This window comes from Janthinobacterium breve (assembly GCF_051380895.1).
Lineage (GTDB): Bacteria > Pseudomonadota > Gammaproteobacteria > Burkholderiales > Burkholderiaceae_D > Janthinobacterium.
Window position 1 is genome coordinate 1 of record NZ_JBNYXY010000006.1, and the last position, 24,650, is coordinate 24,650.

Here is a 24,650-nt window from a genome sequence, read left to right on the forward strand (position 1 = left end):
CCAGATGGTGGCCAGGTAGTTCACGTCGCCGGACTTGGCGACGGACTTGGTGTAGCCGAATTCCGTGTAGGCGTCGCACTCATTGCCCAGACGATATTTCATGGTATTGCCGCCCAGGCCATAGCAGCTTTGCGGGCCGCCGCCGTCGGCGGTGGTGCTGCCGGCGCCAGCGCGCAGGTAGCCGTGGAAGCCTTCGGCATCACCTGGGTACATGGGGCCGGCGGCAGCGGAAGCGCTGGCGATGGCTAAGACGATGGCAGCTGGCAGCGTTTTCAACACGGCCGTCAACATGGTGCGATGCAGCATGGTAAGTCTCCTCAGTAATTTATTTTTTATCTAGTCATTCGTGGCCGAATGTACTGGCCAGAATTCTTTCCAGCAGAGACATAGTAACTATACTACGAACAAATATCAACATATTATGTTGTAATCCTACGACTACTCTGCGACACTTTATTTGCGTACTGATGTGCGAGTTGACTGCCCTGTTTTTTCCGCTGGCGCCAGCGTTTCCGGCACTGTGGACAAGCATTTGCGCAAGCACCCTGCATTTTTCGGCACGCGGCACGTATACGAATTAAAATCCTTGGTTTTTGCCCATAACGACAGTGCGCCGCCACGACCGCGCACGCAAACGAGACTAAGCACCGCCATGAAAATTGATGAAAAAATGGAAGTAGCAGGCAGCGATCCGGCGGAGCGTTTCAGTGAAGGGCCGCGTTTGCTGGCAGACATCGGCGGCACCAATGCCCGCTTCGTGCTGGAAACGCGCCAGGGTCACCTGGAAGCGGTGGCCGTGCTGCCCTGCGACGACTACGCTTCGCTGCTCGACGCCATCACCGCGTACATCGATAGCAGCGAGGCGCGCGCCGCCGGTTCGGCGCGCGTGCGCCATGCAGCCATCGCCATCGCCAATCCCATCGACGACGACAATATCCGCATGATGAACCATCACTGGTTCTTCTCGATCGAGGCGATGCGCGCCGCACTGGGCCTCGACACGCTGCTGGTGGTGAACGACTTCACGGCGCTGGCCATGGCCTTGCCCTATCTGCGGCCCGACCAGCGCCTGCAGATCGGCGGCGGCATGGCGCGCGCCGACAGCGTCATCGGCCTGCTCGGTTCGGGCACGGGCCTGGGCGTGTCGGGCATGATCCCCGCCGAAGACCGCTGGATCGCGCTGGGCAGCGAAGGCGGCCACGTCAGCTTCGCCCCCTGCGACCAGCGCGAGATGGACGTGCTGTCCTTCGCCTGGCGCGAACTGTCGCACGTCTCGGCCGAGCGCCTCGCTTCCGGGCGCGGGCTGGAACTGATCTACCGCGCCCTGTCCGACCGGGCTGGCCTGCATGACGTGCCGCCGCTGCTGGCGGCCGACATCACCAGCCGCGCCCTGAACAATGAATGCGATGTATGCCTGGAGGCGGTGGACTGCTTTTGCGCCATCCTCGGCTCCATCGCCGGCAACGTGGCCATGACCCTCGGTGCACTGGGCGGCATCTATATAGGCGGCGGCATCGTGCCCCGCCTGGGTCCCCTGTTCGAACAGTCGCAGTTCCGCGCCCGCTTCGAGCAAAAGGGCCGCCTGAACGACTACCTGGCGCAGATCCCCACCTTCCTGATCACGGCCGAACTGCCCACATTCCTGGGCATCGCCGCCATCCTGGCGCAAAAGCTCAAGCGCGCCCATTCCGGCGCACCCGTGCTCGAATCGGTGCGCCAGGCGCGCGGGCGCATGAGCCCCTCGGAATGCAAGGTGGCCGACTGGGTGCTGAAGGAGCCGAACGCCATGCTGACCCTGCCGATCGCCGAAATCGCCCAAAGGGTCGGCGTCAGCCAGCCGACCGTGATGCGCTTTTGCCGCTCGATCGGCGTGCAGGGCCTGGCCGATTTCAAACTGAAACTCGCTTCCGGCCTGACGGGCGGCGCCATCACGGTGTCCCACTGCCACGTGGAGATTTCGGACTCCGACGCCGAACTGGCGCGCAAGGTGCTGGGCAATAACGCCTCGGCCGCGCTGGCACTGCGCGACATGCTCGACGTGAAGGCGCTGACGGCGGCCATCGAACTGCTGCGCGGCGCGCAGCGCGTGGAATTGCTGGCCATGGGCAGCGCCCGCGTGGTGGCCGACGACATGCAGCAAAAGCTGCTCAACCTGGGCATCGTCAGCAGCTTCTTTGCCGATCCGCAGGCGCAGGAAATGAGCGCCGCCATGCTGAAACCGGGCGACGTGGCGCTGGTCATTTCCCGCTCCGGCGCCCTGCCCGAGCTGCTGCGCACCGTCAAGGTGGCGCAGGGCTGCGGCGCGCGCGTGCTGGCCATTACGGCCAGCGGTTCGCCACTGGCCAAGCTGGCCGACGTGCTGCTGACATTGAACCACCCGGAAGGCAATCTCAATTTCGTGCCCATGATCGTGCGACTGCTGCAGCTGATGATGCTCGATATCCTGTCCGTGGGGCTGGCGCGGCGCGACACGGCGCAGCGCACCAGCGCCGCCGAACTGGAAGAGGGTCAATTGCACGGCATGCGCATCAGCGGCAAGCTGAAATTCGGTGGCCACCTCGAATAAGGCGGCGCACGCCGCCCCCGATACGACCAACGGCGCCACCGTGCATGACGTGGCGCGCGTGGCAGGCGTGTCGGCCATGACGGTATCGCGCGTGATCAACGGGCGCGCCAGCGTCAGCACGGCCACGCGCGACAAGGTCGAGGCGGCGATCGCCAGCCTGCACTATCAGCCCAACCTGGCGGCCCGCGCAGCCCGCACGGGCACCCTGCGCATCGGCTTACTGTACAGCAACCCCAGCGCGGCCTTTCTCAGCGAATTCCTGGTCGGCGCCATGGATCAATGCCGCCAGGGCGGCGGCCAGCTGCTGCTCGAACGCTGCGAAGACCTCGATAGCCAGCGCGCCGGCATCGCCTGCCTGGTGGCGGCCGGCGTGGACGGCATCCTGGTACCGCCGCCCCTGTGCGATTCGCCCGAAGTGCTGGCGCAGCTGAATCAGATGGGCATCCCCGCCATCGCCGTGGCCACGGCGCGCCCCTCGCCCGATGTGTCGGCCGTGCGCATCGACGACTACGAAGGCGCGCTGGCCATGACGCGCCACCTGCTCGCGCTGGGCCACCGCGACATCGGCTTCATCGAAGGCGATCCGGCGCACACGCCCGCCCTGCTGCGCCGCCAGGCCTTCGAGGACGCCATGCGGGACGCGGGCTTGCCGGTACCGCCGCACAGGGTGGCGCAAGGCTACTTTACGTATCGTTCGGGGCTGGACGCGGCGCGCCAGCTGCTGGCGCAACAACCGCCGCCGAGCGCCATCTTCGCCAGCAACGACGACATGGCTGCCGCCACCCTGGCCGTGGCGCACGGCATGGGCTTGCAAGTGCCGCAAGACGTGAGCGTGTGCGGTTTCGACGATACGCCCGTGGCCACCACCGTCTGGCCGGAGCTGACCACCATCCACCAGCCCATCGCCGACATGGCGCGCGCCGCCGTCAATCTCGTCATCGACGAGATACGCCAGCGCCGCGCGGGAGAACCCGCGCCAGCCACGCATCGCCTGATGGAATTTACCCTGGTCGAGCGGGCATCGTCGGGCAGGTATGCGCCGCCGGCGGCAAAGGGCCAACGCAAACCTTGACGCTGCCAGAACAGGCGATGCCCGCCACTCGCCTTGCCGGCGCGCCAGGCCTTATACGGCCTCGGTCAAGGCGGGGCTGCCGATGGAAGTGATGACATAACCGTTGCGGCCAGCGCTTTTTGCCTTGTAGAGCGCCGTATCGGCCGCCGTCAACAATGCCCCTGCCGTCGTATCGCCCTGGGCACTGAACGCCAAGCCGACACTGGTGGCGACATGCAGACCGATGCCGCCGCAATCAAAGTGCACGACCATCTCTTGCACGATTTTCTTGCCCAGTATCGCGAGCTCGGACTGATCCGTCAGTTGTTCAAAAATGATGACAAACTCGTCGCCTGCAAGGCGCGCTACCGTATCCGAAGCCCGGACGCAAGCTTTGAGCCGTTTGGCAAATTCAATCAATACCAAGTCGCCGATGCCATGCCCGTATGTATCATTTATTTTTTTAAAATAATCGATATCCAGATAGGCCAGCGCCAGGCCCGTGCCAGCGCGCCGGGCGCGCGTCAATGCCGCGGCCAGCGCCTCGTCAAACATGCGCCTGTTGTGCAGGCCCGTCAGCATGTCAGTGCGCGCCAGAGCAGCGAGGTTGCTCTCCGCAGCTTCCCTCTGCAGCGACAGCGCATAAAATGCGCGGCTCAGTTTTCCGAACTCGTCTTTGCGGGCGATATCAAACACCTCAATATCGGCATTGCCAGAGCGTATGCTCGCCACATGCCGGCCCAAATCGCCCAAGGGACGCAAGAGCAGCATCACCGCGAGCCAGCCGGCACCACTAGCCAGGAAGGCGACGCCTGACGAAGCAATGATGACTTTGGCATAAATATCGGTGATCGGCGTGAATGCCTCGCTTTCAGGGTAAACGGCGCCGATGATCCAATCGGCCGCATGCAAATGCTTGTACGTGATAATCGCCTGCACGCCCGGCTTGCTTTTACCCTGCGTCCAGCCGTCGAATCCACGCAATGCGGCCAGTGTGGAAGGCATCGCGCCGCCCTTTTCATCAGTCTCGCGCGTCAGGATGCGCGCCGCATCCTGATGGTGGAGTATCGTGCCGTCATCGGTCAACATGAACAGATAACCGCTCTTGCCCGGCTTGAGCTGCTCCCACTGGCCGAAAAATGTCGGGCTTTGCAAATCGATACCGCCAGCGATCACATACAGCAATTTGCCGGCTTCGTCATAGATCGGTTCGGTTACCAGCACAATGGGCTTGCCCGACAGCTGGCTCTTGAATGGACGCGATATCACGCCTTCCCTGAATTTCACGGTATCGATAAAGTATTCCCGCGTGGCGACATTGAGCTTGCCGACCACGCGTCGGTCATTCATGCTGGCAATTAATTTCCCCGTAGCATCAAAGGCGACGAGATTGAAAAATTCCTCGCGCAGGGTGGGATGATTTTCAATAAATGCCTGCATCCGCTGCGGATGGTCATACACGTCCGCGGGTAGCCCTTCCGCCAGCACCCTGAGCAGTGCTTTCTTCGCGTTCAAGTCGTCGTCGATATATGCCGCCGCACTGGTCAGCAAGGCATATTGCTGATTACCGATGACGGATACCATCTGTCCTTGCGCGACAGACAGCGATGCGAGCGCGACAGAGCCGGTCGCGCACAGCACCAACACGCCCACGAGCACAGTCATCTTGAATTTGAAGCTCCTGGGATTGAAAAATTTCCAGATCTTATGCATGCGGACTTCCTTCTCAGCGCCCATGCTCTGTCATGCGCACAGATCCGGCCAGGTGGCGCCATGCATGGCACTGGGTGGAGCGGCATCTTTTCAGCGGATGACTTGGAGCCGATCCCCGCAGATGGATACAGTCCCAGGATAGGCTCTTGACATGGCGAGAGAGCAAATCTTACGCCTATTATTGCAAAAAGGGCGCCCTGGCGCCCCTTAATACACATACCTTACCCACATCATCCCAATATAGTGCGCTCAAGCAACGATTCCACCAATTGCACTGAGGGCGGCGAACCACCGGCCGCCAGGCAGGCGCCCGCGCCGGCCGCGACGGCAAAGCGCAAGTGCTGGCCGCCGTCGGCATCGGGCTGGTACATCAGGCTGTACAGCAAGCCGCCGATGCTGGCGTCGCCCGCCCCAACCGAGTCGACCACCTCGATGGCGGGCGGCGCCGCCTGCCATGTTTGCTCGCCCTGGTACAGGGCCGCGCCCTGCGCCCCACGCGTATACAAATACGTGGCGTGCCGATTCCAGCCGCGCAGCATGGCAAACGCGCCATCGATGTCGTCATGACGGAACAGGCCCGCCAGGTCTTCGTCCGACACTTTGACCACGTCGGCCAGTTCCGTCATGCGGCGCAGGGTGGCATCGTAGCGCTCATCCATCATGATGCGGAAATTCGGATCGTAGCTGATCTTCACGCCGGCCGCTTTCAATTGCTGCGCCAGCGCCACCAGCTTGCCCGCCAGCGGTTCGCGCGCAAGGCTGATGCCGCCGAAATGCACCCATTGCGCCCCGTGCATCCAGCCGCCGGGCAGCTGCGCCGCGTCAAAATGCAGGTCGGCGCTGTCGTCGCCGATGAAGTAATAGGTGGGCGGATGCAGTTCATGCACGATGGCCAGCAACGGCGACTTCGCACGGCGCTGCAAGAAACGCATGTCCAGGCCCGCTACCTCGGTGGCTGCTGCCAGCGCGTCGCCGAAGACGTCGAGGCTGACGGCTCCCGCAAAGGCGCTGGGCACGCCCAGGCGCGCCATCACGCGCGCCACGTTCCAGGTCGAGCCGCCCACCTGGCTGCTCCAGGAGTCCGCGCCCGTGCGCAACATGTCCGTCAGCGCTTCGCCGGCCGAAACAAAGCGGGGGAAATTGGCGGCGTTCATGCGGCACCGCCAAGCACGTTCAGCACTTCATAGCAGGCGCCCATGGTGTGGTAATCGACCTTGCCGGCCGGGCTTTTCTCGTCGCTGATCTTGCCGTTCTCGGGCGTCAAAATACGGTACCAGGCGCCGTGCTCGTGGTCGACAAAATGCCGCCAGCTGTAATCCCATATCTTGTCGTAGCTGCGCCAGTAAGCGTCGTCGCCCGTGCGCGCGGCCAGCACTGCGGCCGCCGCAAAGCTTTCCGCCTGCACCCAGAAGTATTTGTCGCCATCGCAAATCTCGTCCTGCGGGCCGAAACCGTAATGGATGCCGCCATGCGCGCCATCCCAGGCCTTGGCCAGCGCCGTGTCATACAGTGCGCGCGCGCGGGGCAGCAGCCAGTCGGACGGGCCGGCCATGAACCGGGCGTGGCGCTCCATGATCAGCAGCAGCTTGGCCCATTCCGTGAAGTGGCCGGGCTGGTAGCCCCACGGGCGGAAAATATTGCTCTTGTCGTGCAGGTTGTAGTCCCAGTCGATCGACCAGTCGGGTTTGTAGTGTTCCCAGATCATGCCGTTCGCCAGGCCCGCCTGGCGCACGGTGATGTTGTGCGCCAGTGTCTCGGCGCGGTGTAGATAGCGCGCCTCGCCGGTCGCCTCGAACGCCGCCAGCATGGCTTCGCAGGCGTGCATGTTGGCGTTCTGGCCCCGGTAGCCGTCAAGCGTCGCCCAGTCGGCGCTGGCTACGTCCGCATACAAGCCGTGTTCGGGCAGCCAGAAGCGCTGCTCCATCAATTCGAAGGTCTCGTCCAGATACGCGCGCGCTTCCGCCATCCCGGCCTGCAAGGCATGCGCATAGGCGAGCAGCACGAAGGCCAGGCCATAGCAGTGGTTGGCACCGTCTTCCACCGTCTTGACGCCGTCTTGCCACTTCAATTGCCAGGCGTAGCCGCCCGTGGCCGGGTCGCGATGCGCGTCGCGCAAAAAGGCCACGCCGTGGCGCAGGGCCGCCTGGTAATCGTCGTCGCCAAAGTGGCGGTAAGCCATGGCGTAATTGAAGATGAAGCGCGTGCTGCTGACCAGATGGCGCGTGCTGGCGTCGTAGACGCTGCCGTCATCGCGGAAGAAGTGATAAAAGCCGCCGCTCGCATCGATGGCGCGCGGGTGATAAAAGTGCATCGTGTGCAGGATATGCTTTTCGAGCATTTCCCTGGAGCGGAAATCGGGATTCATGGGTCTCTCATGATATTGTTATCGATAACAATGATGATAGCATGTCGTCTCCACGCCGTCATGCCCGGTCAGGGAGTCTAGTCCAGCCTGAGCTTTTCACGCCACAGTGCCGCTTGCGCGGGGTTGGGCGCCTGTCCCAGTTCGCCATTATCGTACACCTTGACCAGCCGCTCGATGGCTTCCACGTCGCCCTGCTTCGCCGCCAGCAGGTAGAGCGAAAACGGCGCTGGCGCCGGCCCTTGCCGGGTGGGCCCGCCACGACCCTGCTCCAGCAGGCGCGCGAAGCCCGTCTGCCCCGGCGGGCTTTTCGCGATGGCCGCCATTTCATACCAGCCCAGGGCCGCCTCGTCGCTCTGCTGCACGCCCTGTCCCACCTCGTACGAGTAAGCCACATTGTTCAAGCCGGGCGGGTCGAGCGCCTTGGCCGCCCTCATGTACCAGCCAAATGCTTCCTTGCGCTGCGCGTCAGCGTGCGCCGTCATCATCAGCCGGTAGCCGATTTCATTGTAGGCGTAAATAAAGCCGTTTTCCGCATAAAACTTCAGCCAGTGCAGCGCGTGCGCCTGTTCTTCCGCGCTGCTGTGGATATTCTCAAAGTGCATGGCCACCGTGAAGTTGGCCAGTTCCACGCCTTGCGCGGCACCCTTGCGCGACCAGTATTCGCCAAGCTTGCGGTCGACTGCCATGCCCTGGCCCAGCGTATAGGCCACGCCCAGGAAAGCCTGCGCCGGACCATAGCCGCCTTCGGCCGATTTCTGCATCCACGCCAGGCCGGCGCCGACCTCACGCGGCGTGCCCTCGCCACCGTGCAGCATCTGCGCCAGGTCCAGCTGGGCGACCGTATCGCCCCCTTCGGCAGCGCTACGCGCCTTCTCAAAGGCGGCGACCTTGTCCGGCGACAGGTCGGCCGGGCGGTTGATCACGGCTTGCACGCGCGCGCGCATGTCGCCCTGGGCTGTCATATCGAATTCGACCAGCGCCGGATGCTGGCGCGGCGCAGGTGCGGCGGCTGGCTGCGCCAGCACGGGCTGCGCCAAGGCCAGGTTCAAGATGAGCAGGATGGTCTTCATTTCTTTTCCTTTTCAGCCAGCTTGCCGCGCCATTCGGCCGCGTTGTCGGCATTCGCCCCTTGTCCCAGTTCTCCTTTGACATACACGTCAAGCATGCGCCGCATGGCGGGCAGGTCGCCGCTCCATCCGGCCCGCTCGTACCAGATCAGGGCCCACTTGTCCGACTGTTTCACGCCCAGGCCCAGCTCATAGGCATGGGCGAGGTTGCGCATGCCGGCCGGCTCCTTTTCACGCGCCGATCTTTGATACCAGGTGTAGGCCTCGCTGCGCTGTTCATCGTCCTTGGCCACCCGCATCAGGTGCTCGCCCAGCGCGTTATAGGCAGGGACAAAGTGCTGCTCGAGCGCCGCCACCTTCAACCATGTCAACGCCAGCGCCTGTTCTTCGGCACTGCTGTCGCCGTTGATGAATTCCAGCGCCAAAATGGTTTGCGCCAGTGCATCGCCTTGCGCCACGCCCTTGCGCAGCCAGTATTCGCCCTGTACGCGGTCGATGGGCACCTTGCCGCCCACGGTATAGGCCAGCCCCAAAGCCGATTGCGCCGGCGCATAGCCGCCTTCGGCCGACTTGCGTATCCAGGCCATCGACTGCGCCGTGCTTTGCGCCGCGCCGACGCCCAGCTGCAGCATGCGGGCCAGCGCCAGTTGCGCCTCCACGTCGCCCGCTTGCGCTGCACGCTGCACCTCGGCAAACTCGGCGATACTTTCCGGGCTGCTGGCCCGCGCATCCACCCTGGCCTCGATGGCGATCAGCTGCAGATCGAGCAAGGTAGGCGAGGTTTGCGCCAGGACGGACGGCGGCAGTAGGAAAGGTATCAGCAAAAGTAATTTCTTGGGCATGCGACGGTGTCGGGAAGATGAAAACACGCATGGTAGCCGATGCCCCACAAGGGAGGCGCGCACTGCACGGGAAGTTTGACAGGGCAGGCCAGCGGGCTTACATTGCATCAACTAAACCAACCTGCCCAGGAACGCCATGAATCGCTTATCGAAAACCGCCTTGACCTTGCTCGTCGCCCTCGCCGCCAGCGCCAGCACCACTGCCAGCGCCGCCGACACCCAGCTGACGGGCTGCGCCGCCAAGCGCGAAAGCATCCGCAGCGAATTGCGCCAGGCGCAGGAACAGGGCCTGTCCGACAAGGTCGCGGGCCTCACGCGCGCACTCGACGAAGTCAACGCCCACTGCCGCGACAACGTGCTGGTCGAGCGTCACAACAAGAAGGTGCTGAAGGCGCAGGCGAAGGTAAACCAGACGGAGCGTTCGCTGCGCCTGGCCCAGGAAGCGAATAAAGAGCCGAAGAAAATCGCCAAGCTGGAAGGCAAGCTGGAAAAGGCCAAGGCGGAACTGGCCGCCCTGCAGGCGCAGCAGCCTTAAGTTTTCTCCCCCAGCAGTTGATAAATGCTGGAAAAATCCAGCGCGCCCGCTCCCGCCTTGCTGTGCAAACCATATAAATTGCGCGACAGGGCGCCCAGCGGCACCGAGGCGCCGCTGGCCAGCGCGCTTTCCACGGCCAGCCCCAGGTCTTTCAGCATCAGGTCGACGCCAAAGCCGCCCACGTAGCCGCGCGACGCGGGCACGTTTTCGGCCACGCCCGGGCACGGGTTGTACACGTCCAGGGTCCAGTTGCGGCCCGAACTTTTCGCCATCACGTCCGACACCACCTTCGGGTCCAGGCCATTGGCCACGCCCAGGCGTATCGCTTCGCTGGTGCCGATCATGAGTATGCCCAGCAACATGTTGTTGCAGATCTTGACCGTCTGGCCGCAACCCGAGCCGCCCGCGTGAAAAATCGCCTTGCCCATGATCTCCAGGTAAGGCCGCGCCGCCGCCAGCGCCGCCTCTTCACCGCCCACCATGAAAGTCAGGGTGCCGTTGGTGGCGCCCGCCGTGCCGCCCGAGACGGGCGCATCCAGCATGGGCAAGCCCTTCTCCTGCGCCGCGCGGCCCACCTGGCGCGCCGCCTCGGTGGAAATCGTCGAACAGTCGATCAGCAAGGTACCGGGCCGCGCCTGCGCCAGGATGCCCGCTTCGCCAAGGTAGGCCCCCAGCACGTGGCGGCTGGCCGGCAGCATGGTGATGACGATGTCGGCCGCCTGGACCGCTGCCGCCTGGTCATCGGAGACCAGGCCGCCGCCATCGGCAAACTGCCGCACGCTGGCCGGCAGCAAATCAAAGCCCGTCACGGCATGGCCGGCGCGCACCAGGTTTTGCGCCATGGGCAAGCCCATGTTCCCCAGGCCGATAAAAACGATGTTTGTGCTCACGCTCATCCCTGCCCCTTATTTCATCGAAATGGTGGTATTGACGCCGCTGCCGCCATCGTCCGGAGCGAACCAGCGCGCCGTGACGGTCTTGGTCTGCGTCCAGAAGTACAAGGCCTGCTTGCCGTTCGGGCCCAGGTCGCCCAGTTTCGACGCACGCGATCCCGTAAAACTGAAATAGGCGACGGGCACGGGTATGGCCACGTTGATGCCCACCTGCCCCACGTCGATCTCGTTCTGGAATTTGCGCCCCGCCCAGCCGGATGAGGTGAAGATCGAGGTGCCGTTGCCGTTCGGGTTGGCGTTGATGAAGGCGATGGCCTGGTCCAGGGTGTCCGTCTCGACCACGCACATGGCGGGGCCGAAAATCTCTTGCGTATAGACGGAATTCGACGCTGCCACCTTCGAGAAAATCGTCGGCCCCATGAAGTTGCCGCCCTCGTAGCCGGCCACCTTGTGGCCACGGCCATCGAGCAGCAGCTGCGCGCCTTCGTCCACGCCCGCCTGTATCAGCTTTTCCGCGCGCTGCATGGCGGCCCTGGACACCATCGGCCCCAGATCGGCCGTGCGGTCGCTGCCCGGCCCCACTTTCAGCGCCTGCGAGCGGGCGACAATTTCCGGCAGCCAGGAACGCGCCTCGCCCACCAGCACCACGACGGAATTGGCCATGCAGCGCTGGCCGGCCGCGCCGAAGGCCGCGCCAATCAGGTTATTGATCGCTTGCTCCTTGTTGGCGTCAGCCAGCACCACGCAATGGTTTTTCGCGCCCATCATCGATTGCGCGCGCTTGCCAGACTCGCTGGCACGGCGGTACACATGCGTGCCCACGTGGGTGGAGCCGATGAAGGACACGGCCTTGATGTCGGGGTGGTCGCACAGCATGTTGACGACGTCCGCGCCGCCATGCACGACGTTCAATACGCCGGCCGGCAAGCCCGCCTGGTACATCAGTTCGACCAGATACATGGTCGACGACGGGTCCTGCTCCGACGGCTTCAGCACGAAGGTATTGCCGCAGGCGATAGCGATGGGGAACATGAAGCACGGCAGCATGACGGGAAAATTGAAGGCCGTGATGCCGGCGCCCACGCCCAGCGGCTGGTAGATATTGTAGACATCGACGCCCGTGGCCGCGTTTTCCGCAATTTCTCCCAGCTGCAGGGTGGCGATCGAGCACGCGTGCTCCACCACTTCCAGGCCGCGCATCACCTCTCCTTCCGCGTCCGGCAGTGTCTTGCCATGTTCGCGCGTGATCAGCTCAGCCAGGGTAGCGATATTTTCGCGGATCAGGTGCTGGTACTTGAGCATGATGCGCATGCGCGCGGCCAGCGGGGTATGCCGCCACGTCTTGAATGCTTCCTTGGCCGTGGCGACGGCGAGCTTGACTTCGTCCGGCGTGGAAAACGGTACCTTGGCGACGAGTTCCTGCGTGGCCGGGTTGACGACGTCGCGCCACTCGGTGCTGATTGAAGCGTGGTGCTTGCCGCCGATGTGCAGGGGGATGGCGGGAATTTGGGTGAGGGCTTGGTTCATTTTGTTTATGCTCCGTGAATTCGATATGCGAAAGTCGCGTCACAGCAGCAGAAATCTGGGGTCAGACCCGACGGGTCTGACCCCGGCACTCTGCTGCTCCGCCACAATTATTTTTTGACCAGGTTGCACGCGGCCGCATCCATCGGCTTGAAGGCCTGGTCGGCGGGGATGGTGGACAGCACTTTCAGGTAATCCCACGGTCCCTTCGATTCGGCCGGGGTCTTCACCTGCACCAGGTACATGTCGTGAATCACGCGGCCATCGGGGCGGATGGAGGCATTGTTCATGACGGCGTCCTTGATGGGCAGCTCGCGCATTTTCTGGGCGACGATTTTCGAGTCGTCGCTCTTCGCGGCCGCCACCGATTTCAGGTAGTGGTAAACACTGGAATACACGCCAGCCTGCACCATGGTTGGCTTGGCACCTTTGTTGAGCGCCTCGAAACGCTTGGCGAAGGCGCGGCTGCGGTCATCGAAATCCCAGTAAAACCCGTCAGCGTAGACCAGGCCCTGGGCCGTTTCCAGTCCCAGCGCATGCACGTCGGAGAGGAACACCAGCAAGGCGGCCAGGCGCTGGTCCTTGCCGCTGCCGATGCGAAATTCGCGTGCCTGCTTGATGGCGGAGACCACGTCGGCGCCGCCGTTGGCCAGGCCGATTACCTGCGCTTTCGAGCCTTGCGCCTGCACCAGGAAGGACGAGAAATCGGAGGCGTTCAGCGGATGGCGCACGGCGCCCAGCACCGTCCCGCCATTGCGCTTGACGACTTCGCTGGCATCCTTTTCCAGCGAATGGCCGAACGCATAATCGACGGTGACGAAGTACCACGATTTCTGCCCCAGCTTGGTCAATGCCGCCGCCGTGCCGGCCGCCTGCGAATAGGTGTCGAACATCCAGTGGAAGCCGTTCGGCGAGCAATCCTCGTTCGTCAGGCGCCCGGTTGCGGGGCCGCTGAACATGGCGATGCCGCCCTTCTCTTTCATCAGCTTTTGCACGGACAGGGCCACCGAGGAGTTGGTCAGGTCGGCGATGGCATCGACCTTGTCGCGGTCTATCCATTCGCGCGCCTTGGAGGCGGCGATGTCCGCCTTGTTCAAGTGGTCGGCCGAGAGAATCTCGATCTTCATGCCCTTGCATTCGGCTTTCAGGCAATCCTCGACGGCCATCTGGCTGGCGATGACGGAACCGCGTCCGCCCATGGCCGAATAGGGGCCGGACATGTCGGTCAAGATGCCGACCTTGACGACGCCATCGGAAATCTGCGCCTGCGCGCCGCCAAAGGAAAGGGTGAGCGCCAGCGCGCCCATGGCCAGAAGGGTTTTTTTCATGCGTGTCTCCAGGTGGATGGGTTTTCTTATATGTTTAGATGCATTCTGCATGTGTAAAAATATGCACTCAAGTGAAATTAATGCATAATTCCTTTGCAAAAATGCACAAGGAGAGGTTGCCATGCTCGATTGGGACAATGTACGGGTCTTCCTGGAACTGACGCGTAGCGCCGGCCTCGTCGATGCGGCGAAAAAGCTGGGCATCGACCATTCCACCGTGTCGCGCCGCATGCGCAAGTTCGAGGAACAGGTGGGCACGCAGCTGTTCGACCGCAATTACGTGGGCTACCAGCTGACGCCCGAGGGCCACCGCCTGATGGAATACGCGGAAAACATGGAAAGCACGGTGTTTGCCGCCACCGAGGAACTGGGCGAACACAACCGATTGCTGTCGGGGCAGGTGCGCCTGGGCGCGACCGAAGGCTTCGGCGCCATCGTGCTGGCGCCCCACCTGGCGCAGTTTTGCGGGCGTTACCCGCACATCAGCGTGGACCTGATCGCCGTGCCCCGTTTCGTCAGCCTGTCCAAGCGCGAGGCTGACGTGGCCATTTCCATCGAGCGCCCCCTGTCCGGCCCCTACGTGGTGACGAAATTGTCCGACTACCGGTTGAAACTGTACGCCACACCAAGCTACCTGGCGCGCCACGCCCCGATCACCAGCGTGGCGCAACTGGCGCAGCATCCCATCATCGGCTATGTGGACGACCTGGTCTTCAGCGCCGAGTTGCGCTACATGGACAATGTGGCGCCCGATTCGCTGCGCGCGTTTCGCAGCACCAGCGTGATCGCCCAGTACCACGCGGCGCGCGCGGGCCAGGCGCTGGCGATTCTGCCCTGCTTCGTGGCCCAGCAGTCGAACGAACTGGTACCCGTGCTCGACGGCGAGATCGACCTGCTGCGCGCCTTCTGGATGATTTCGCCGAGCGAGCGGCGCAACATCGCGCGGGTCAGCGCCCTGTGGAACTACCTGCGCACCGCCATCGACCTGAATCACGCCTACCTGATGGGCGAAACAGCCACGCCCAGCTGGCCCGCTTAAGCAAGCCGCAGCGCGCTACACTGTCGCCACATATTAATAAGGGAGAATGCCATGTTGATGGATGCAAGCCAGGCCGTACTGGTCATTGTCGACCTGCAAGGCCGTTTGATGCCGGCCATCCACGACGCCGGCCTGGTGCTGGCGCAAAACCTGCGCCTGGCCAAGATCGCCCGCCTGCTCGACGTGCCCGTGCTAGGCACGGAACAGAACCGCCAGGGACTGGGGCCGAACGTGGAAGAAATCGCCGTCCTGTGCGAACAGACCTTGCACAAGACGCATTTCGGCGCCTGTGCCGATGGCTTGCAGGCCATCCTGCCCGCGGGGCGCAGGCAGATCGTCGTCACGGGTTGCGAAGCCCATGTGTGCATGTTGCAGACAGCCATCGGCCTGCTGCAGCTGGGGTATGAAGTCATCATCGCCATCGACGCCGTCGGCTCGCGCCAGGCCGCCAGCCGCGACGCCGCGCTGGCCCGTCTGGGCAAGCTGGGCGCCCATCTGGTGACGGTGGAAATGCTGGCGTTTGAATGGTTGCGCGACTGTAAGCATCCACGTTTCCGCGACGTACTGACGCTGATCAAATAGCCATTCTCGCGCAATAGACTGGCCTAGAAATAGCGCACCCACGCCTGCTTCGACGTGCGCTTGTAGTGGGCAAACGCACGGCAAGGAAAGTACAGCACGGGCATCAGGGCAAACGCGATCAGCCACACTTGCCAGATGTGCTCGACGCCATGGCGTGTACCGTGGTTGGCGCCCAACACGGCCGTCAGGATGAGGCCGATGGCCAGCAGCAGATTTAAATGCAGCAGATAGTAAAACATGGGCGCGCCGCCAAAGGTGGCGCAGGCCCGAGTAAACCAGTTATCGATGCTTTCCAGCCAGGCCAGGCCCAGCAAGCCCAGGCCCAGGGTGAACAGTAAAAAGTCCAGCGACGGCGGATACTTGGTGAAGTTCAGTACGCTCATGGCCGTGCGCAAGGTGGTCTCGCCCGCCACCCACGGCAGGGTTTCACCATAAATATTGAAGCCGCGCAAGACGGCCAGCAGCAGCAAGCTGCCGCCGCCCAGCGCCAGCAGCCGGCGCCGCCTGGCCTCGGCGCTGAAGGTGCGCGCATACAGGGGACCTGCCGCGTAGCCAAGCACGATCACGCCTATCCACGGCAGCAGCGGATAGCTGACCTTGATTTTCATGGCGCCATCGGCCACCAGGTAACCGCGTTGCAGCAGCACCGTCAGCAGATAGTAGCCAAGGCTCCCCTCTTCCGCGCGCAGTCCTGTGAACAAATGCTGGCCCGCGATAATCGCCACGCCCAGCAGCGCCAGCACTTTCAAAGGCAGCTTGTGCAGCACGGCCAGCGCCATCATGGCCAGGCCGATGACCCAGATCACCTGCAGATAGAGCACGGGCGGCGGAAACGCCCCGCTCCAGGCGAAATTGACGAACACCAGTTCCAGCACGACCAGCAGCAAGCCACGCTTGAACAAAAAGCCGGTAGCGCTGCGGGGACCGGCGGCCGGATGCGCATACAGCCAGGCCGAGAGTCCCGTCAGGAAAACGAACATGGGCGCGCACACGTGGGCGGCCAGACGCGTGAAGAACAGCGCCGGATCGACGCCGGCCGCATCCATGGGGTCGCTGACCTGATGATGTAAAAAGACGGTTTCACGCACATGATCGAACAGCATGATCAGCATGACGAGGCCGCGCAGTACGTCGATAACGGCGATGCGGGTGCGCAGGGTGGCGGGGGAATTTAGGGATGTGGAAACAGTCATTAGTTTATGTCTATATATTGGTGCGTTGGTGCGTTGGTGATTGGAGTGTCGTAGGCGTCACTTGCCGCACAGGCAAAAATCCGGGGTCAGACCCGTCGGGTCTGACCCCAGCTTTATGCTTCTGGTTCTAAACAATGCCCCGGCATTTAGCAAATCAAAACCTGTAATGCGCATTCAAGGTCACCGTGCGCTCGGCCCCCGGCGCCACCCACAACTGGCTGTAGGAACTGGCATAGTAGCTGCGGTTGAACAGGTTTTCCACGCTCAAAGCCAGGCGCAATTTGGCGTTTGGCGAATACGACGCCAGCAATCTGGCCGTCGTGTAGGCAGGCAAGGCAAACTGGCTGCTGACGGCCACGTCGCCAAGGCGCTCGCCCACGTACTGCACACCGCCCCCCACGCTGGCCGTGCCCGAGGCCAGCGCAAATTGCTGCGTCGCCAGCAGGTTGGCGCTGTGGCGCGGCACGTTGGCGAAGCGGCTGCCCGTCACTATCGTATTGTCGCCGCGCGTGACGGTGGCGTTGGTGTACGCATAGGCGCCCAAGACGCGCAAGCCGCGCGCCACTTCGCCCGACACGTCCAGTTCCAGGCCCCGGCTGCCCACCTCGCCTGCGGCGATGGCGAAGTCCGTGTTGGCGGGATTGGTCGTCAGCACATTGCTCTTGCGGATGTCGTACGCGGCCAGAGTGCCCGTCAGCTTGCCCGTTTCCAGCTTGGCGCCCAGCTCATACGAGCGGCTGCGCTCGGCCGGGAAAGCCTGGTTGGCGATGCTGATGCCGCTGTTGGGCCGGAAACCCTTGGCCGCGCTCGCATATAGCGACCACATTTTCGACGGCTGGTAGACGAGGCCCGCGCGGGGGCTGGTGGCCGACAGCGACTGGCGGTTGTTCGTGTTGAGGCGATTGTTCCTTACGTCCTGCGTGTACGTATCGTGGCGCACGCCGACCAGGGCCTTCCATTGCGCGCCCAGGTCCAGTTGATCTTGCACATACAGGCCCCGCGCCTGTTGCCCTTCCTGCGTGTCGATGGACAGGGCCAGGGGATCGGCCTTGCCGCCATACACGGGCGCAAAAATATCGATGGCATACGCATTCGCGGCGCTGGGATTACGGCGCAGTTGTACCCGGTGGTCGTCAAAGTGATAGGCGTCGACACCGGCCAGCACTTCGTGCGCCAGCGCGCCCGTTTTTAACTTGCCCAACAGTTCGACCCGTGCCGACACGTCGGTGGCCGAGAAATCGCGGTGGCGGCGCTGGCGGTTCAGGGTGCGGCCATCGGCCAGCAGCTTGTTCGCCTCGGTCGAATAGCCTGTCAATGCGCTGTCGCGGTAGGAAGCGCCCGCCTGCAGCGTCCAGTCGTCCGACAGCGCGTGGTGGATAAACAGCTGCTGCCCCACCGACTTGACCGTCATGGGGCCGTCGCCCGGTTCACCCAGGAAGCGCGACACAGGCACAGTCCCCAGCTTGCCGTTCACGGCGACCACGCCCCGGTCGAACGGCGCGCGCTGCCGCACCGCTTCGATTTCATAGGACACGGTCGTGTGCTCGCCCGCCAGCCAGAGGAACGAGGGAGAAAACAGGCTGCGTTCGACTTTCAGCGTATCGCGGAAGCTGTGCCCTTCTTCATGCGCGGCGTTCAGCCGGTAGGCGACGGTGTCGCTCAGTGGCCCCGTCAGGTCGACGGCGGCGCGGCGCGTGCGGAAGCTGCCCAGCGAAACATCGGCGCCGTACTCCGGCGCGAACTTCGGCTTCTTGGTGCTGATGTTGACCGTGCCGCCCGGCTCGCCCCGGCCGTACAGGGCCGAGGCGGGGCCTTTCAATACTTCGACCGCCTGCGTATTGCCGCCATCGCGCATGCCGTTGTAGCCGCGGCTGGAACTGAAACCGTTGACCAGGTAGTCGGAACCGAAATTCGGGTCGCCCGTAAAACCGCGCATGGCGTAGCTGTCCCACAGGCCGCCCAGCGGACTTTGCCTGGCAATGCCGCTGGCCAGGTCCAGCGCGCCGGCCAGGGTCGTCACGCCAGCGTCGCGCAGCAGGTCGCCGGTCAGCACGCGCACGCTTTGCGGCAAGTCCATCAGCAAGGCGTCCGTCTTGGTGGCACCCGTGGCCGACAGGCTGCGGTAATGCTGGCGCTCGGCCTTGACGGTGACGACATCATCGGCTTGCGCGGGTTCAAACGCCAATGACCAGGGACTGGCGGCAGCCAGCAGGAGCGCAGCGGGGCAGCGTGAAAACACAGACATGGAATTCCTGACGAGGGCGCAAATCAATGCAATAGGCTTGCATTATAATTGATAATCAATTCTCATTAAAGCCTTGCCCGAAAATCTGTGTCAGAAAATCCACGAACACCTGTACCTTGGCCGCGCGCAAGTGGCGCGGATGGAACAGCGCCCACACGTCTGGGCCGGCCGTGCGAAATGGCTGCAGCACGGGCACCAGGCTGCCCTCGCGCAAAGGCTGCAACACGGAGACGGACAGCGCCTGCACGATGCCGCAGCCGGCCTGGGCGGCGGCGATCATCGATTCGATATGGTCGAAAGCCAGCGCGGCTGGCGGCGTGTGCGCATACGGCTCGCCGGTGCCCCCGTCCTGGAACAGCCAGGGCCGCACCTGACGCGATTTCGGGTACAGGAAATGCAGGCAGGAAAATTGATCCAGTTCCTGCGGCGACTGCGGCATGCCATGACGGGCGACAAAGGCGGGCGAGGCGCAGCACAGCTAATCCATGCCCAGCAGGCTGCGCGCCACCAGCGACGAATCCTGCGGCGCGCCGATGCGCAGCATGACGTCGATGCCCTCTTCCACCATGTCGACCAGGCGGTCGCTGACCGTCAGGCGTAGGGCGATGTCGGGATAGGCGGCGATAAAGCGGGGCAAAGCGGGCGCCACCAGGTTGCGGCTGATGCTGCTGGGCATATCCACGCGCAGGCTGCCCGATGGCCGCTCGGCCGCTTGCAGCAAGCTCGTCTCCAGCGCGGCCATGTCGGCCAGTACCTGACGCGCCTGCGCATGGCACTGCATGCCTTCGGCCGTGAGCGACATGCTGCGCGTGGTGCGCTGCAAGAGCCGTACGCCGAAATGTTTTTCCAGCGCCGCCACCTGGTTCGTCACGGAAGACGTGGAAATGCCCAGGCGCTGCGCCGCCTTGCTGAAACCGCCCGTTTCCACCACCGCGCAAAATACCTGCATTGCTGCCAGCCTGTCCATGCCTGTCTCCCTGTGAACGCCTTGATGCCGGCAATTATCCATGATACTGAAATAGTGCATCGGGCCGCACCCCGTTTTTCTTTGTGCCGCCCCCGCCTAGACTGGCGCATCAACCCAATGGAGAACACCATGCAAGCCCTCGTCCTCACCAGCTTTGCCGCCCCCATGAGCATAGCGAACCTGCCCATGCCGCAGCCCGGCCCCGGGCAAGTCCTCGTGCGCATCGCTGCCAGCGGCGTCAATCCGCTCGATACGAAAGTCGCCGCCGGCGCCGCCCCGCACGCCCGGCCCCGCCTGCCTGCCATCCTCGGCATCGACCTGGCCGGCACGGTGGCGGCCGTGGGCGATGGCGTGACGACTTTTCACATCGGCGCAACAGTCTACGGCATGGCGGGCGGCATAGCCGGCATCCAGGGCTCGCTGGCCGAGTACGGCGTCTTCGACGCGGCCCTGCTGGCGCCCGTGCCGCCAGGACTGAGCCTGCGCGAGGCGGCCGCCCTGCCCCTCGTCTTCATCACGGCCTGGGAAGGGCTGGTCGACCGCGCCCACGTGAAGGCGGGCGACACCGTGCTGGTGCATGGCGGCGCGGGTGGCGTAGGCCACATGGCCGTGCAGCTTGCAGCAAGCTTGGGCGCGACCGTCTATGCCACGGGCAGCGCCGCCAGCCGCGATGCCATAGAGGCGCTGGGCGCACGCTTCATCGATTACCGCACCAGCACGGTGAATGACTATGTAGCCGAGCATACGGGCGGCGCCGGCTTCGACATCGTCTACGATACGGTGGGCGGCGCCACCCTGGACGCCAGTTTCCAGGCGGCAAAAATCTATGGCGGCCATGTCGTCAGTTGCCTGGGCTGGGGCACGTTCGCCCTGAGCCCGCTGACGGCGCGCGCGGCCAGCTATTCGGGCGTGTTTACCTTATTGCCCCTGTTGAGCGGCCAGGGCCATGCGCGCCATGGCGCGATCTTGCGCGAAGCCAACAAGCTGATCGAGGCTGGCAAGCTGCACGTACGGCTCGATGCGCGCCGCTTCAGCTTGCACACGGCACACGACGCGCATGCGGCGCAAATGGACGGCAGCGCGCGTGGCAAGCTGGTGGTGGATGTGGCCGACTGAGCGCCGGCTTGTTACTTGCAGGCGCAAGCGTTAATATGCAAGAATAAACTTGCATATCGAGATGAGGCCGGGCATGCGTGAAAGACTGGAAAAACTGCTGGCGCAGGGACGCGACAGCGCCCTGCTGCGCTTCGGATTGGGCGACGCCTGCCTGAAAGACAATGACGCAGAACAAGCCGCCCTGCACCTGGCGCAGGCGACGCAACAGCAACCAGGCTATTCCGCCGCCTGGAAACTGTTGGGCAAGGCCTTGCACCAGCTGGGCCGGCTGGACGAAGCGCAGGCTGCCTGGACCACCGGCATGACCGTGGCCCAGCAGCAAGGCGACCTGCAAGCCGTCAAGGAAATGACGGTGTTCCTGAAACGCCTGCAAAAACAGCAGCAGGCGGCAGAGTAAAACCGTTTAGTGCGCGTGCGCGGCGTCTTTGGCTTCGGCTGGTAACGCAACGCCCCGTTCTTTCGCCAGGCGCTTGGCCAGCAAGCCGCCCGCTTCCGCCGCATAGGCGCGGCAGGCGTTGGCGTCGATCAGGGGATTGTCCGTGCCGCTGCGCTTGGCGGCCTTGCCCAGCACGTCAGTCGTGCCCGGATGCACGGGGATGATGATGTCGCATGGCAAGGCAGCCACCTTGGCGATGCTCGCTTCGAACGAGGCCGAAACGTCAGGCGAGCCACCCTTGCCCGCGCCTTTGCCCGTATAGCGGAAATCGCCGCTGGCATACGGGTTCAAGCTATCCGCATACACGACGTCCAGGCAGCGCTCGCCTTCGCATGAGGTCCAGGTCCACGTCGTGCCGCCAGGCGTGTGGCCCGGCGTCATGTGGGCGGTCAGCACCAAAGGACCCACCTTGACGGTATCGCCCTCGCCCACCACCTTGACCTTGGCGACTTTCGCCACATGCACGACAGGATCGGCCTGGTACTGCGGATCATCCTTGCCATTCGTGCCACTTTGCAGCCCCAGGGCGCCCGAGGCGCTGGCCACCACTGTGGCGCCACTGGCCCGTTGCAGCGCGGCAATGCCGCCCGCATGGTCCCAATGGGCGTGCGAATTGAGAATATATTTCACATCCTCGATGCGAAAGCCCAGCGCCTTGATGCTGGCGATGATCAGGGGCGCCGATTGCGGCAGCGCACCGTCGAGCAGGATATGGCCCTGCGGACTCGTCACCAGCACGGCGGACAGGCCGGCCGTGCCCACATACCAGCTATTGCCATGGATATTGAATGGCTTGACGGGCGCATTCCATTCCTTGCAATTGTCGCAATTCACAGGATTATTTTGCATCGGTGCCAGCGTTTTTGCCTGCACCGTGCCTGCCGCCATGGTCGCAACCGTAGCCAGCATCAACTTCGCCAATAGTGTCATCTTCATCTCCAGAGTGTAAAAAAAGGGCGCCCTCAGCGGCGCGCCCGGGGGGGTATCAATGCATGCGGCCAGTCCTGTCGGCCAGTGTGTCGCGAATGTGGCCGGCGTCGAGCGAGCGCCGCTGCGCGCCATCGGCGTCCAGCAGCACCACGGTGACGTGCTTGCCGCCGCTGCGCATGCGCATGGTCAGGCAGCTGCCCGCCTCGTGGCTGCTGCCCGTCTTCGACAGCAAAATGTCCCAACCCTTGCCGCCTACCAGCGGGTTGGTGTTGTGCAGGGTACGGACCTTGCCATTCACGGCCACGCTGGCCTGCGGGTGGCTGGTGATGCGGGCAATGTCCGGATAACGCGCGGCGGCCGCCACGATCTTCGCCACCTCGCTTGCCGTGGAGGTATTCGCCGGCGAACTGCCGACCGGCTCCGTCAGGGTGGTGCGCACCAGGCCAAGGTGACGGATCTTCGCTTGCAGCGCTTGCGCAAAGGCCGCGTTGCCACCCGGATAGGTACGCGCCAGCGCGGCGGCGGCGCGGTTTTCGGACGGCAGCAGCGCCAGTTGCAACAGCACGCCGCGCGACACGGCCACGCCGTCGGCCAGCAGGCTGTGGCGTTGCCGCGACGAGTCGCCATCGGCGCGCACGATGCGCAGCTTTTCATCGGGATCGAGGCCCGCGTCTAGCACTACCATGGCCGTCATCAGCTTGGTAATCGAGGCAATCGGCACCACGGCGTCGGCATCCTTCGCCATCAGCACCTGGCCCGTGCTGTCGTCAAAGACCAGCATGTGTTTCGCGCTGACGGGCAATGCCAGCATGCCGGCGGCGGCTTCGGCCAAGGTTGCTCCGTTGACCACAGGCTTGCCCTGCATCTGCAGCAACAGGGTGGTGCAGGCCAGCAGCAAGGCGGGCACGGCCAGTTTCCAGCCGGGCGTGTCGTGGCCCGGCGCCATCAGGCGTTCTATGCGCGTCAGCAATGCCCCGCCCCGGGCCGACATCAGCAAGCCGGACTGGCACGGCGTGGTCGCATGCAGGGACAGCGCATGCAGCGCCGTGGCCAGCTGCTGCGGGTCCTGCAGCGCTTGCGCAGCCAGCGCGTCGGCCACCTGTTCCCGTTCGGCCCGCATGCGCGCCGACAGCCACCAGATGATGGGGTGGAAGAACAGCAGCGCCTCGACCACGCTTTGCAAGAGATTGACCAGGTAATCCCAGCGCCGCACGTGCGCCAGTTCATGCGCCAGCAGCGCTTCCAGCAAGGCAACGGGCATGCCACTCAGCAAGGCGGCCGGCAGCAGGATGACGGGACGCCAGAAACCCACGGTGACGGGGCTGGCCAGTCCCGCATGCAGCTTCAGCGGCGGCCGCCGGTGCAAGCCCATGCGCAACGCCAGCGCATCGAGACGCGCCTGCCAGATGGCCGGCGCGTTGACTGCCTGGCGGCGCAGCTTGCCGACCCAGGCCAGGCCCAGGCACAGGCGTAAGCTCATCAGGCCAACGCCGGCGCTCCAGGCCAGCACCAGGGCCGGCATCCACGCTTGCAGCGCGGCGCGCCAGGCGGGCGGCGCGGCCATCGCCAGCCGGGCCGGCGAGGCGCCCGCATCCGACAGCAGCGACAGCAGATGGACGGCGGGAATACACAGGCACAGCAGCAGTGCCAGCGCGCAAACGGCATAGCGCCAGCGCGCGCTGGAGTGGCGCAACAGCCAGAGCAGTACTGCGGAGACGGCGCCCACGATCACGCCTTGCCAGACAAAATACAGCAAGACCCAGCCCAGCGCCGGGACGAAGTTGCCCAACTCGATGCCCAGGCACATGTCCAGGTTCATGGCGCGCCGCCATCCTTGCTGCGCAGGATTTTTTCAATTTCCAGGCGTTCCGCGTCGCTCACGTGCTCGCGCAGCGCCGTCAGCACCAGCGCCTTGCCGGAACCGGAAAACACCTTGCCGATCAAATCCTTGAGCAAACTCGTCTGCAACTTTTCCTGCGCGTCAACGGCCGCATACAGCTGCGGCCGCTGGCTTTCATCGCGGCTCAGCAAGCCCTTGCCATGCATCAGTTGCAACTGGCGCAGCACGGTGGCGTAACTGGCGTCGGCACGCTCTTCGGCCAGGGCGTCGTACACGGCCCGGGCGTCGGACGGACCGCGCTGCCACAGGATGCGCAGCAAGTCCAGTTCGGCGGCCGTGGGATGGGGAGTGGAAGTATTTTTTAACATGCCGCTAGAATACCCATTCTAGAACCGCATGTCTAGAACTTTTTTTCTAG

The 24,650-nt window shown here is 63.9% G+C and carries 21 protein-coding genes and 1 pseudogene; 7 read left to right on the top strand and 15 right to left on the bottom strand.

What is annotated here, in order from left to right; genetic code table 11:
- Positions 1 to 306: carbohydrate porin (locus tag ACQ4W0_RS12475; protein ID WP_436576998.1), on the bottom strand; the 306-nt coding region annotated here is incomplete at its 3' end.
- A 346-nt stretch (positions 307 to 652) separates the two neighbouring features.
- On the opposite strand from ACQ4W0_RS12475, the gene ACQ4W0_RS12480 reads away from it, so the two are divergent.
- Positions 653 to 2,566 (top strand): glucokinase, encoded by a 1,914-nt coding sequence (locus ACQ4W0_RS12480; protein ID WP_436576999.1) that lies wholly within the window; start codon positions 653 to 655, stop codon positions 2,564 to 2,566.
- Positions 2,550 to 3,638 (top strand): LacI family DNA-binding transcriptional regulator, encoded by a 1,089-nt coding sequence (locus ACQ4W0_RS12485; RefSeq protein WP_436577000.1) that lies wholly within the window; start codon positions 2,550 to 2,552, stop codon positions 3,636 to 3,638. The genes ACQ4W0_RS12480 and ACQ4W0_RS12485 overlap by 17 nt, the downstream gene beginning before the upstream one ends.
- A 51-nt stretch (positions 3,639 to 3,689) precedes the next feature.
- Here ACQ4W0_RS12485 and ACQ4W0_RS12490 read toward each other — a convergent pair whose 3' ends face one another.
- From ACQ4W0_RS12490 to ACQ4W0_RS12510, 5 genes are all read right to left on the bottom strand, one after another.
- Positions 3,690 to 5,330, bottom strand: a complete 1,641-nt coding sequence (locus ACQ4W0_RS12490; RefSeq protein ID WP_436577001.1) for a diguanylate cyclase domain-containing protein — start codon at positions 5,328 to 5,330, stop codon at positions 3,690 to 3,692.
- 230 nt (positions 5,331 to 5,560) lie between these two features.
- Entirely contained in the window at positions 5,561 to 6,484 is a 924-nt protein-coding gene (locus tag ACQ4W0_RS12495) for a carbohydrate kinase family protein (protein ID WP_436577002.1), read from the bottom strand.
- Positions 6,481 to 7,695, bottom strand: a complete 1,215-nt coding sequence (locus ACQ4W0_RS12500; protein WP_436577003.1) for an AGE family epimerase/isomerase — start codon at positions 7,693 to 7,695, stop codon at positions 6,481 to 6,483. The genes ACQ4W0_RS12495 and ACQ4W0_RS12500 overlap by 4 nt, the downstream gene beginning before the upstream one ends.
- 77 nt (positions 7,696 to 7,772) lie before the next feature.
- Complete coding sequence (locus ACQ4W0_RS12505; protein WP_436577004.1) at positions 7,773 to 8,765, bottom strand: tetratricopeptide repeat protein; 993 nt, start codon at positions 8,763 to 8,765, stop codon at positions 7,773 to 7,775.
- Positions 8,762 to 9,586 (bottom strand): tetratricopeptide repeat protein, encoded by an 825-nt coding sequence (locus ACQ4W0_RS12510; RefSeq protein ID WP_436577005.1) that lies wholly within the window; start codon positions 9,584 to 9,586, stop codon positions 8,762 to 8,764. Before ACQ4W0_RS12510 ends, ACQ4W0_RS12505 begins: the two co-directional genes overlap by 4 nt.
- Before the next feature lie 154 nt (positions 9,587 to 9,740).
- Here ACQ4W0_RS12510 and ACQ4W0_RS12515 point away from each other — a divergent pair, with 154 nt between their 5' ends.
- Positions 9,741 to 10,139 carry a DUF1090 family protein gene (locus ACQ4W0_RS12515; protein WP_436577006.1) on the top strand — a complete coding sequence of 133 codons (399 nt, stop codon included), beginning with the start codon at positions 9,741 to 9,743 and terminating at the stop codon, positions 10,137 to 10,139.
- Here the strand turns inward: ACQ4W0_RS12515 and mmsB are convergent.
- The 3 genes from mmsB to ACQ4W0_RS12530 form a co-directional block, all read right to left on the bottom strand.
- On the bottom strand, positions 10,136 to 11,035 hold the full coding sequence (mmsB, locus tag ACQ4W0_RS12520; RefSeq protein WP_436577007.1) for a 3-hydroxyisobutyrate dehydrogenase: 900 nt from the start codon (positions 11,033 to 11,035) through the stop codon (positions 10,136 to 10,138). The two genes, ACQ4W0_RS12515 and mmsB, sit on opposite strands and share 4 nt — an antisense overlap.
- A gap of 9 nt (positions 11,036 to 11,044) precedes the next feature.
- Positions 11,045 to 12,559, bottom strand: a complete 1,515-nt coding sequence (locus tag ACQ4W0_RS12525) for a CoA-acylating methylmalonate-semialdehyde dehydrogenase (RefSeq protein WP_436577008.1) — start codon at positions 12,557 to 12,559, stop codon at positions 11,045 to 11,047.
- 107 nt (positions 12,560 to 12,666) lie between these two features.
- On the bottom strand, positions 12,667 to 13,884 hold the full coding sequence (locus ACQ4W0_RS12530) for an ABC transporter substrate-binding protein (RefSeq protein ID WP_436577009.1): 1,218 nt from the start codon (positions 13,882 to 13,884) through the stop codon (positions 12,667 to 12,669).
- A 121-nt stretch (positions 13,885 to 14,005) separates the two neighbouring features.
- Between ACQ4W0_RS12530 and ACQ4W0_RS12535 the strand changes: the two genes are divergently transcribed.
- Both ACQ4W0_RS12535 and ACQ4W0_RS12540 read left to right on the top strand, forming a co-directional pair.
- Entirely contained in the window at positions 14,006 to 14,923 is a 918-nt protein-coding gene (locus ACQ4W0_RS12535) for a LysR family transcriptional regulator (protein WP_436577010.1), read from the top strand.
- Between the two features lie 51 nt (positions 14,924 to 14,974).
- Entirely contained in the window at positions 14,975 to 15,505 is a 531-nt protein-coding gene (locus ACQ4W0_RS12540; RefSeq protein ID WP_436577011.1) for an isochorismatase family protein, read from the top strand.
- Between the two features lie 23 nt (positions 15,506 to 15,528).
- Here ACQ4W0_RS12540 and ACQ4W0_RS12545 read toward each other — a convergent pair whose 3' ends face one another.
- The 3 genes and pseudogenes from ACQ4W0_RS12545 to ACQ4W0_RS12555 form a co-directional block, all read right to left on the bottom strand.
- Complete coding sequence (locus ACQ4W0_RS12545; protein WP_436577012.1) at positions 15,529 to 16,698, bottom strand: acetyltransferase domain-containing protein; 1,170 nt, start codon at positions 16,696 to 16,698, stop codon at positions 15,529 to 15,531.
- A 154-nt stretch (positions 16,699 to 16,852) separates the two neighbouring features.
- Entirely contained in the window at positions 16,853 to 18,943 is a 2,091-nt protein-coding gene (locus tag ACQ4W0_RS12550) for a TonB-dependent siderophore receptor (RefSeq protein WP_436577013.1), read from the bottom strand.
- Positions 18,944 to 18,998: 55 nt separating this feature from the next.
- A pseudogene (locus tag ACQ4W0_RS12555) lies at positions 18,999 to 19,970 on the bottom strand (LysR family transcriptional regulator).
- 69 nt (positions 19,971 to 20,039) lie between these two features.
- Between ACQ4W0_RS12555 and ACQ4W0_RS12560 the strand changes: the two are divergent.
- Together ACQ4W0_RS12560 and ACQ4W0_RS12565 are read left to right on the top strand one after the other, a co-directional pair.
- A complete protein-coding gene (locus tag ACQ4W0_RS12560; protein ID WP_436577014.1) occupies positions 20,040 to 21,026 on the top strand; it encodes a zinc-dependent alcohol dehydrogenase family protein in 987 nt (328 codons plus the stop codon).
- Positions 21,027 to 21,099: 73 nt separating this feature from the next.
- A complete protein-coding gene (locus ACQ4W0_RS12565) occupies positions 21,100 to 21,423 on the top strand; it encodes a tetratricopeptide repeat protein (protein WP_436577015.1) in 324 nt (107 codons plus the stop codon).
- A 6-nt stretch (positions 21,424 to 21,429) separates the two neighbouring features.
- On the opposite strand, the gene bla is transcribed toward ACQ4W0_RS12565, so the two are convergent.
- From bla to ACQ4W0_RS12580, 3 genes are read right to left on the bottom strand one after another with little or no spacing between them, the layout of a single operon-like run.
- On the bottom strand, positions 21,430 to 22,392 hold the full coding sequence (gene bla / locus ACQ4W0_RS12570; protein WP_436577016.1) for a subclass B3 metallo-beta-lactamase: 963 nt from the start codon (positions 22,390 to 22,392) through the stop codon (positions 21,430 to 21,432).
- Positions 22,393 to 22,447: 55 nt separating this feature from the next.
- Positions 22,448 to 24,211, bottom strand: coding sequence for a M56 family metallopeptidase (locus tag ACQ4W0_RS12575; RefSeq protein WP_436577017.1), 1,764 nt, complete (start codon positions 24,209 to 24,211; stop codon positions 22,448 to 22,450).
- Entirely contained in the window at positions 24,208 to 24,600 is a 393-nt protein-coding gene (locus ACQ4W0_RS12580; protein WP_436577018.1) for a BlaI/MecI/CopY family transcriptional regulator, read from the bottom strand. The genes ACQ4W0_RS12575 and ACQ4W0_RS12580 overlap by 4 nt, the downstream gene beginning before the upstream one ends.
- Positions 24,601 to 24,650 lie beyond the last annotated feature (50 nt).

What these genes read in the sequence shown, in the direction of transcription:
- ACQ4W0_RS12495 (WP_436577002.1), bottom strand. Translation starts at nt 6,484, where the DNA reads ATGAACGCCGCCAATTTCCCCCGCTTTGTTTCGGCCGGCGAAGCGCTG.
- ACQ4W0_RS12540 (WP_436577011.1), top strand. Translation starts at nt 14,975, where the DNA reads ATGTTGATGGATGCAAGCCAGGCCGTACTGGTCATTGTCGACCTGCAA.
- ACQ4W0_RS12565 (WP_436577015.1), top strand. Translation starts at nt 21,100, where the DNA reads ATGCGTGAAAGACTGGAAAAACTGCTGGCGCAGGGACGCGACAGCGCC.
- ACQ4W0_RS12550 (WP_436577013.1), bottom strand. Translation starts at nt 18,943, where the DNA reads ATGTCTGTGTTTTCACGCTGCCCCGCTGCGCTCCTGCTGGCTGCCGCC.
- mmsB (WP_436577007.1), bottom strand. Translation starts at nt 11,035, where the DNA reads ATGAGCGTGAGCACAAACATCGTTTTTATCGGCCTGGGGAACATGGGC.
- ACQ4W0_RS12580 (WP_436577018.1), bottom strand. Translation starts at nt 24,600, where the DNA reads ATGTTAAAAAATACTTCCACTCCCCATCCCACGGCCGCCGAACTGGAC.
- ACQ4W0_RS12515 (WP_436577006.1), top strand. Translation starts at nt 9,741, where the DNA reads ATGAATCGCTTATCGAAAACCGCCTTGACCTTGCTCGTCGCCCTCGCC.
- ACQ4W0_RS12490 (WP_436577001.1), bottom strand. Translation starts at nt 5,330, where the DNA reads ATGCATAAGATCTGGAAATTTTTCAATCCCAGGAGCTTCAAATTCAAG.
- ACQ4W0_RS12500 (WP_436577003.1), bottom strand. Translation starts at nt 7,695, where the DNA reads ATGAATCCCGATTTCCGCTCCAGGGAAATGCTCGAAAAGCATATCCTG.
- ACQ4W0_RS12575 (WP_436577017.1), bottom strand. Translation starts at nt 24,211, where the DNA reads ATGAACCTGGACATGTGCCTGGGCATCGAGTTGGGCAACTTCGTCCCG.
- ACQ4W0_RS12545 (WP_436577012.1), bottom strand. Translation starts at nt 16,698, where the DNA reads ATGACTGTTTCCACATCCCTAAATTCCCCCGCCACCCTGCGCACCCGC.
- ACQ4W0_RS12525 (WP_436577008.1), bottom strand. Translation starts at nt 12,559, where the DNA reads ATGAACCAAGCCCTCACCCAAATTCCCGCCATCCCCCTGCACATCGGC.
- ACQ4W0_RS12505 (WP_436577004.1), bottom strand. Translation starts at nt 8,765, where the DNA reads ATGAAGACCATCCTGCTCATCTTGAACCTGGCCTTGGCGCAGCCCGTG.
- ACQ4W0_RS12530 (WP_436577009.1), bottom strand. Translation starts at nt 13,884, where the DNA reads ATGAAAAAAACCCTTCTGGCCATGGGCGCGCTGGCGCTCACCCTTTCC.
- ACQ4W0_RS12480 (WP_436576999.1), top strand. Translation starts at nt 653, where the DNA reads ATGAAAATTGATGAAAAAATGGAAGTAGCAGGCAGCGATCCGGCGGAG.
- bla (WP_436577016.1), bottom strand. Translation starts at nt 22,392, where the DNA reads ATGACACTATTGGCGAAGTTGATGCTGGCTACGGTTGCGACCATGGCG.
- ACQ4W0_RS12560 (WP_436577014.1), top strand. Translation starts at nt 20,040, where the DNA reads ATGCAAGCCCTCGTCCTCACCAGCTTTGCCGCCCCCATGAGCATAGCG.
- ACQ4W0_RS12535 (WP_436577010.1), top strand. Translation starts at nt 14,006, where the DNA reads ATGCTCGATTGGGACAATGTACGGGTCTTCCTGGAACTGACGCGTAGC.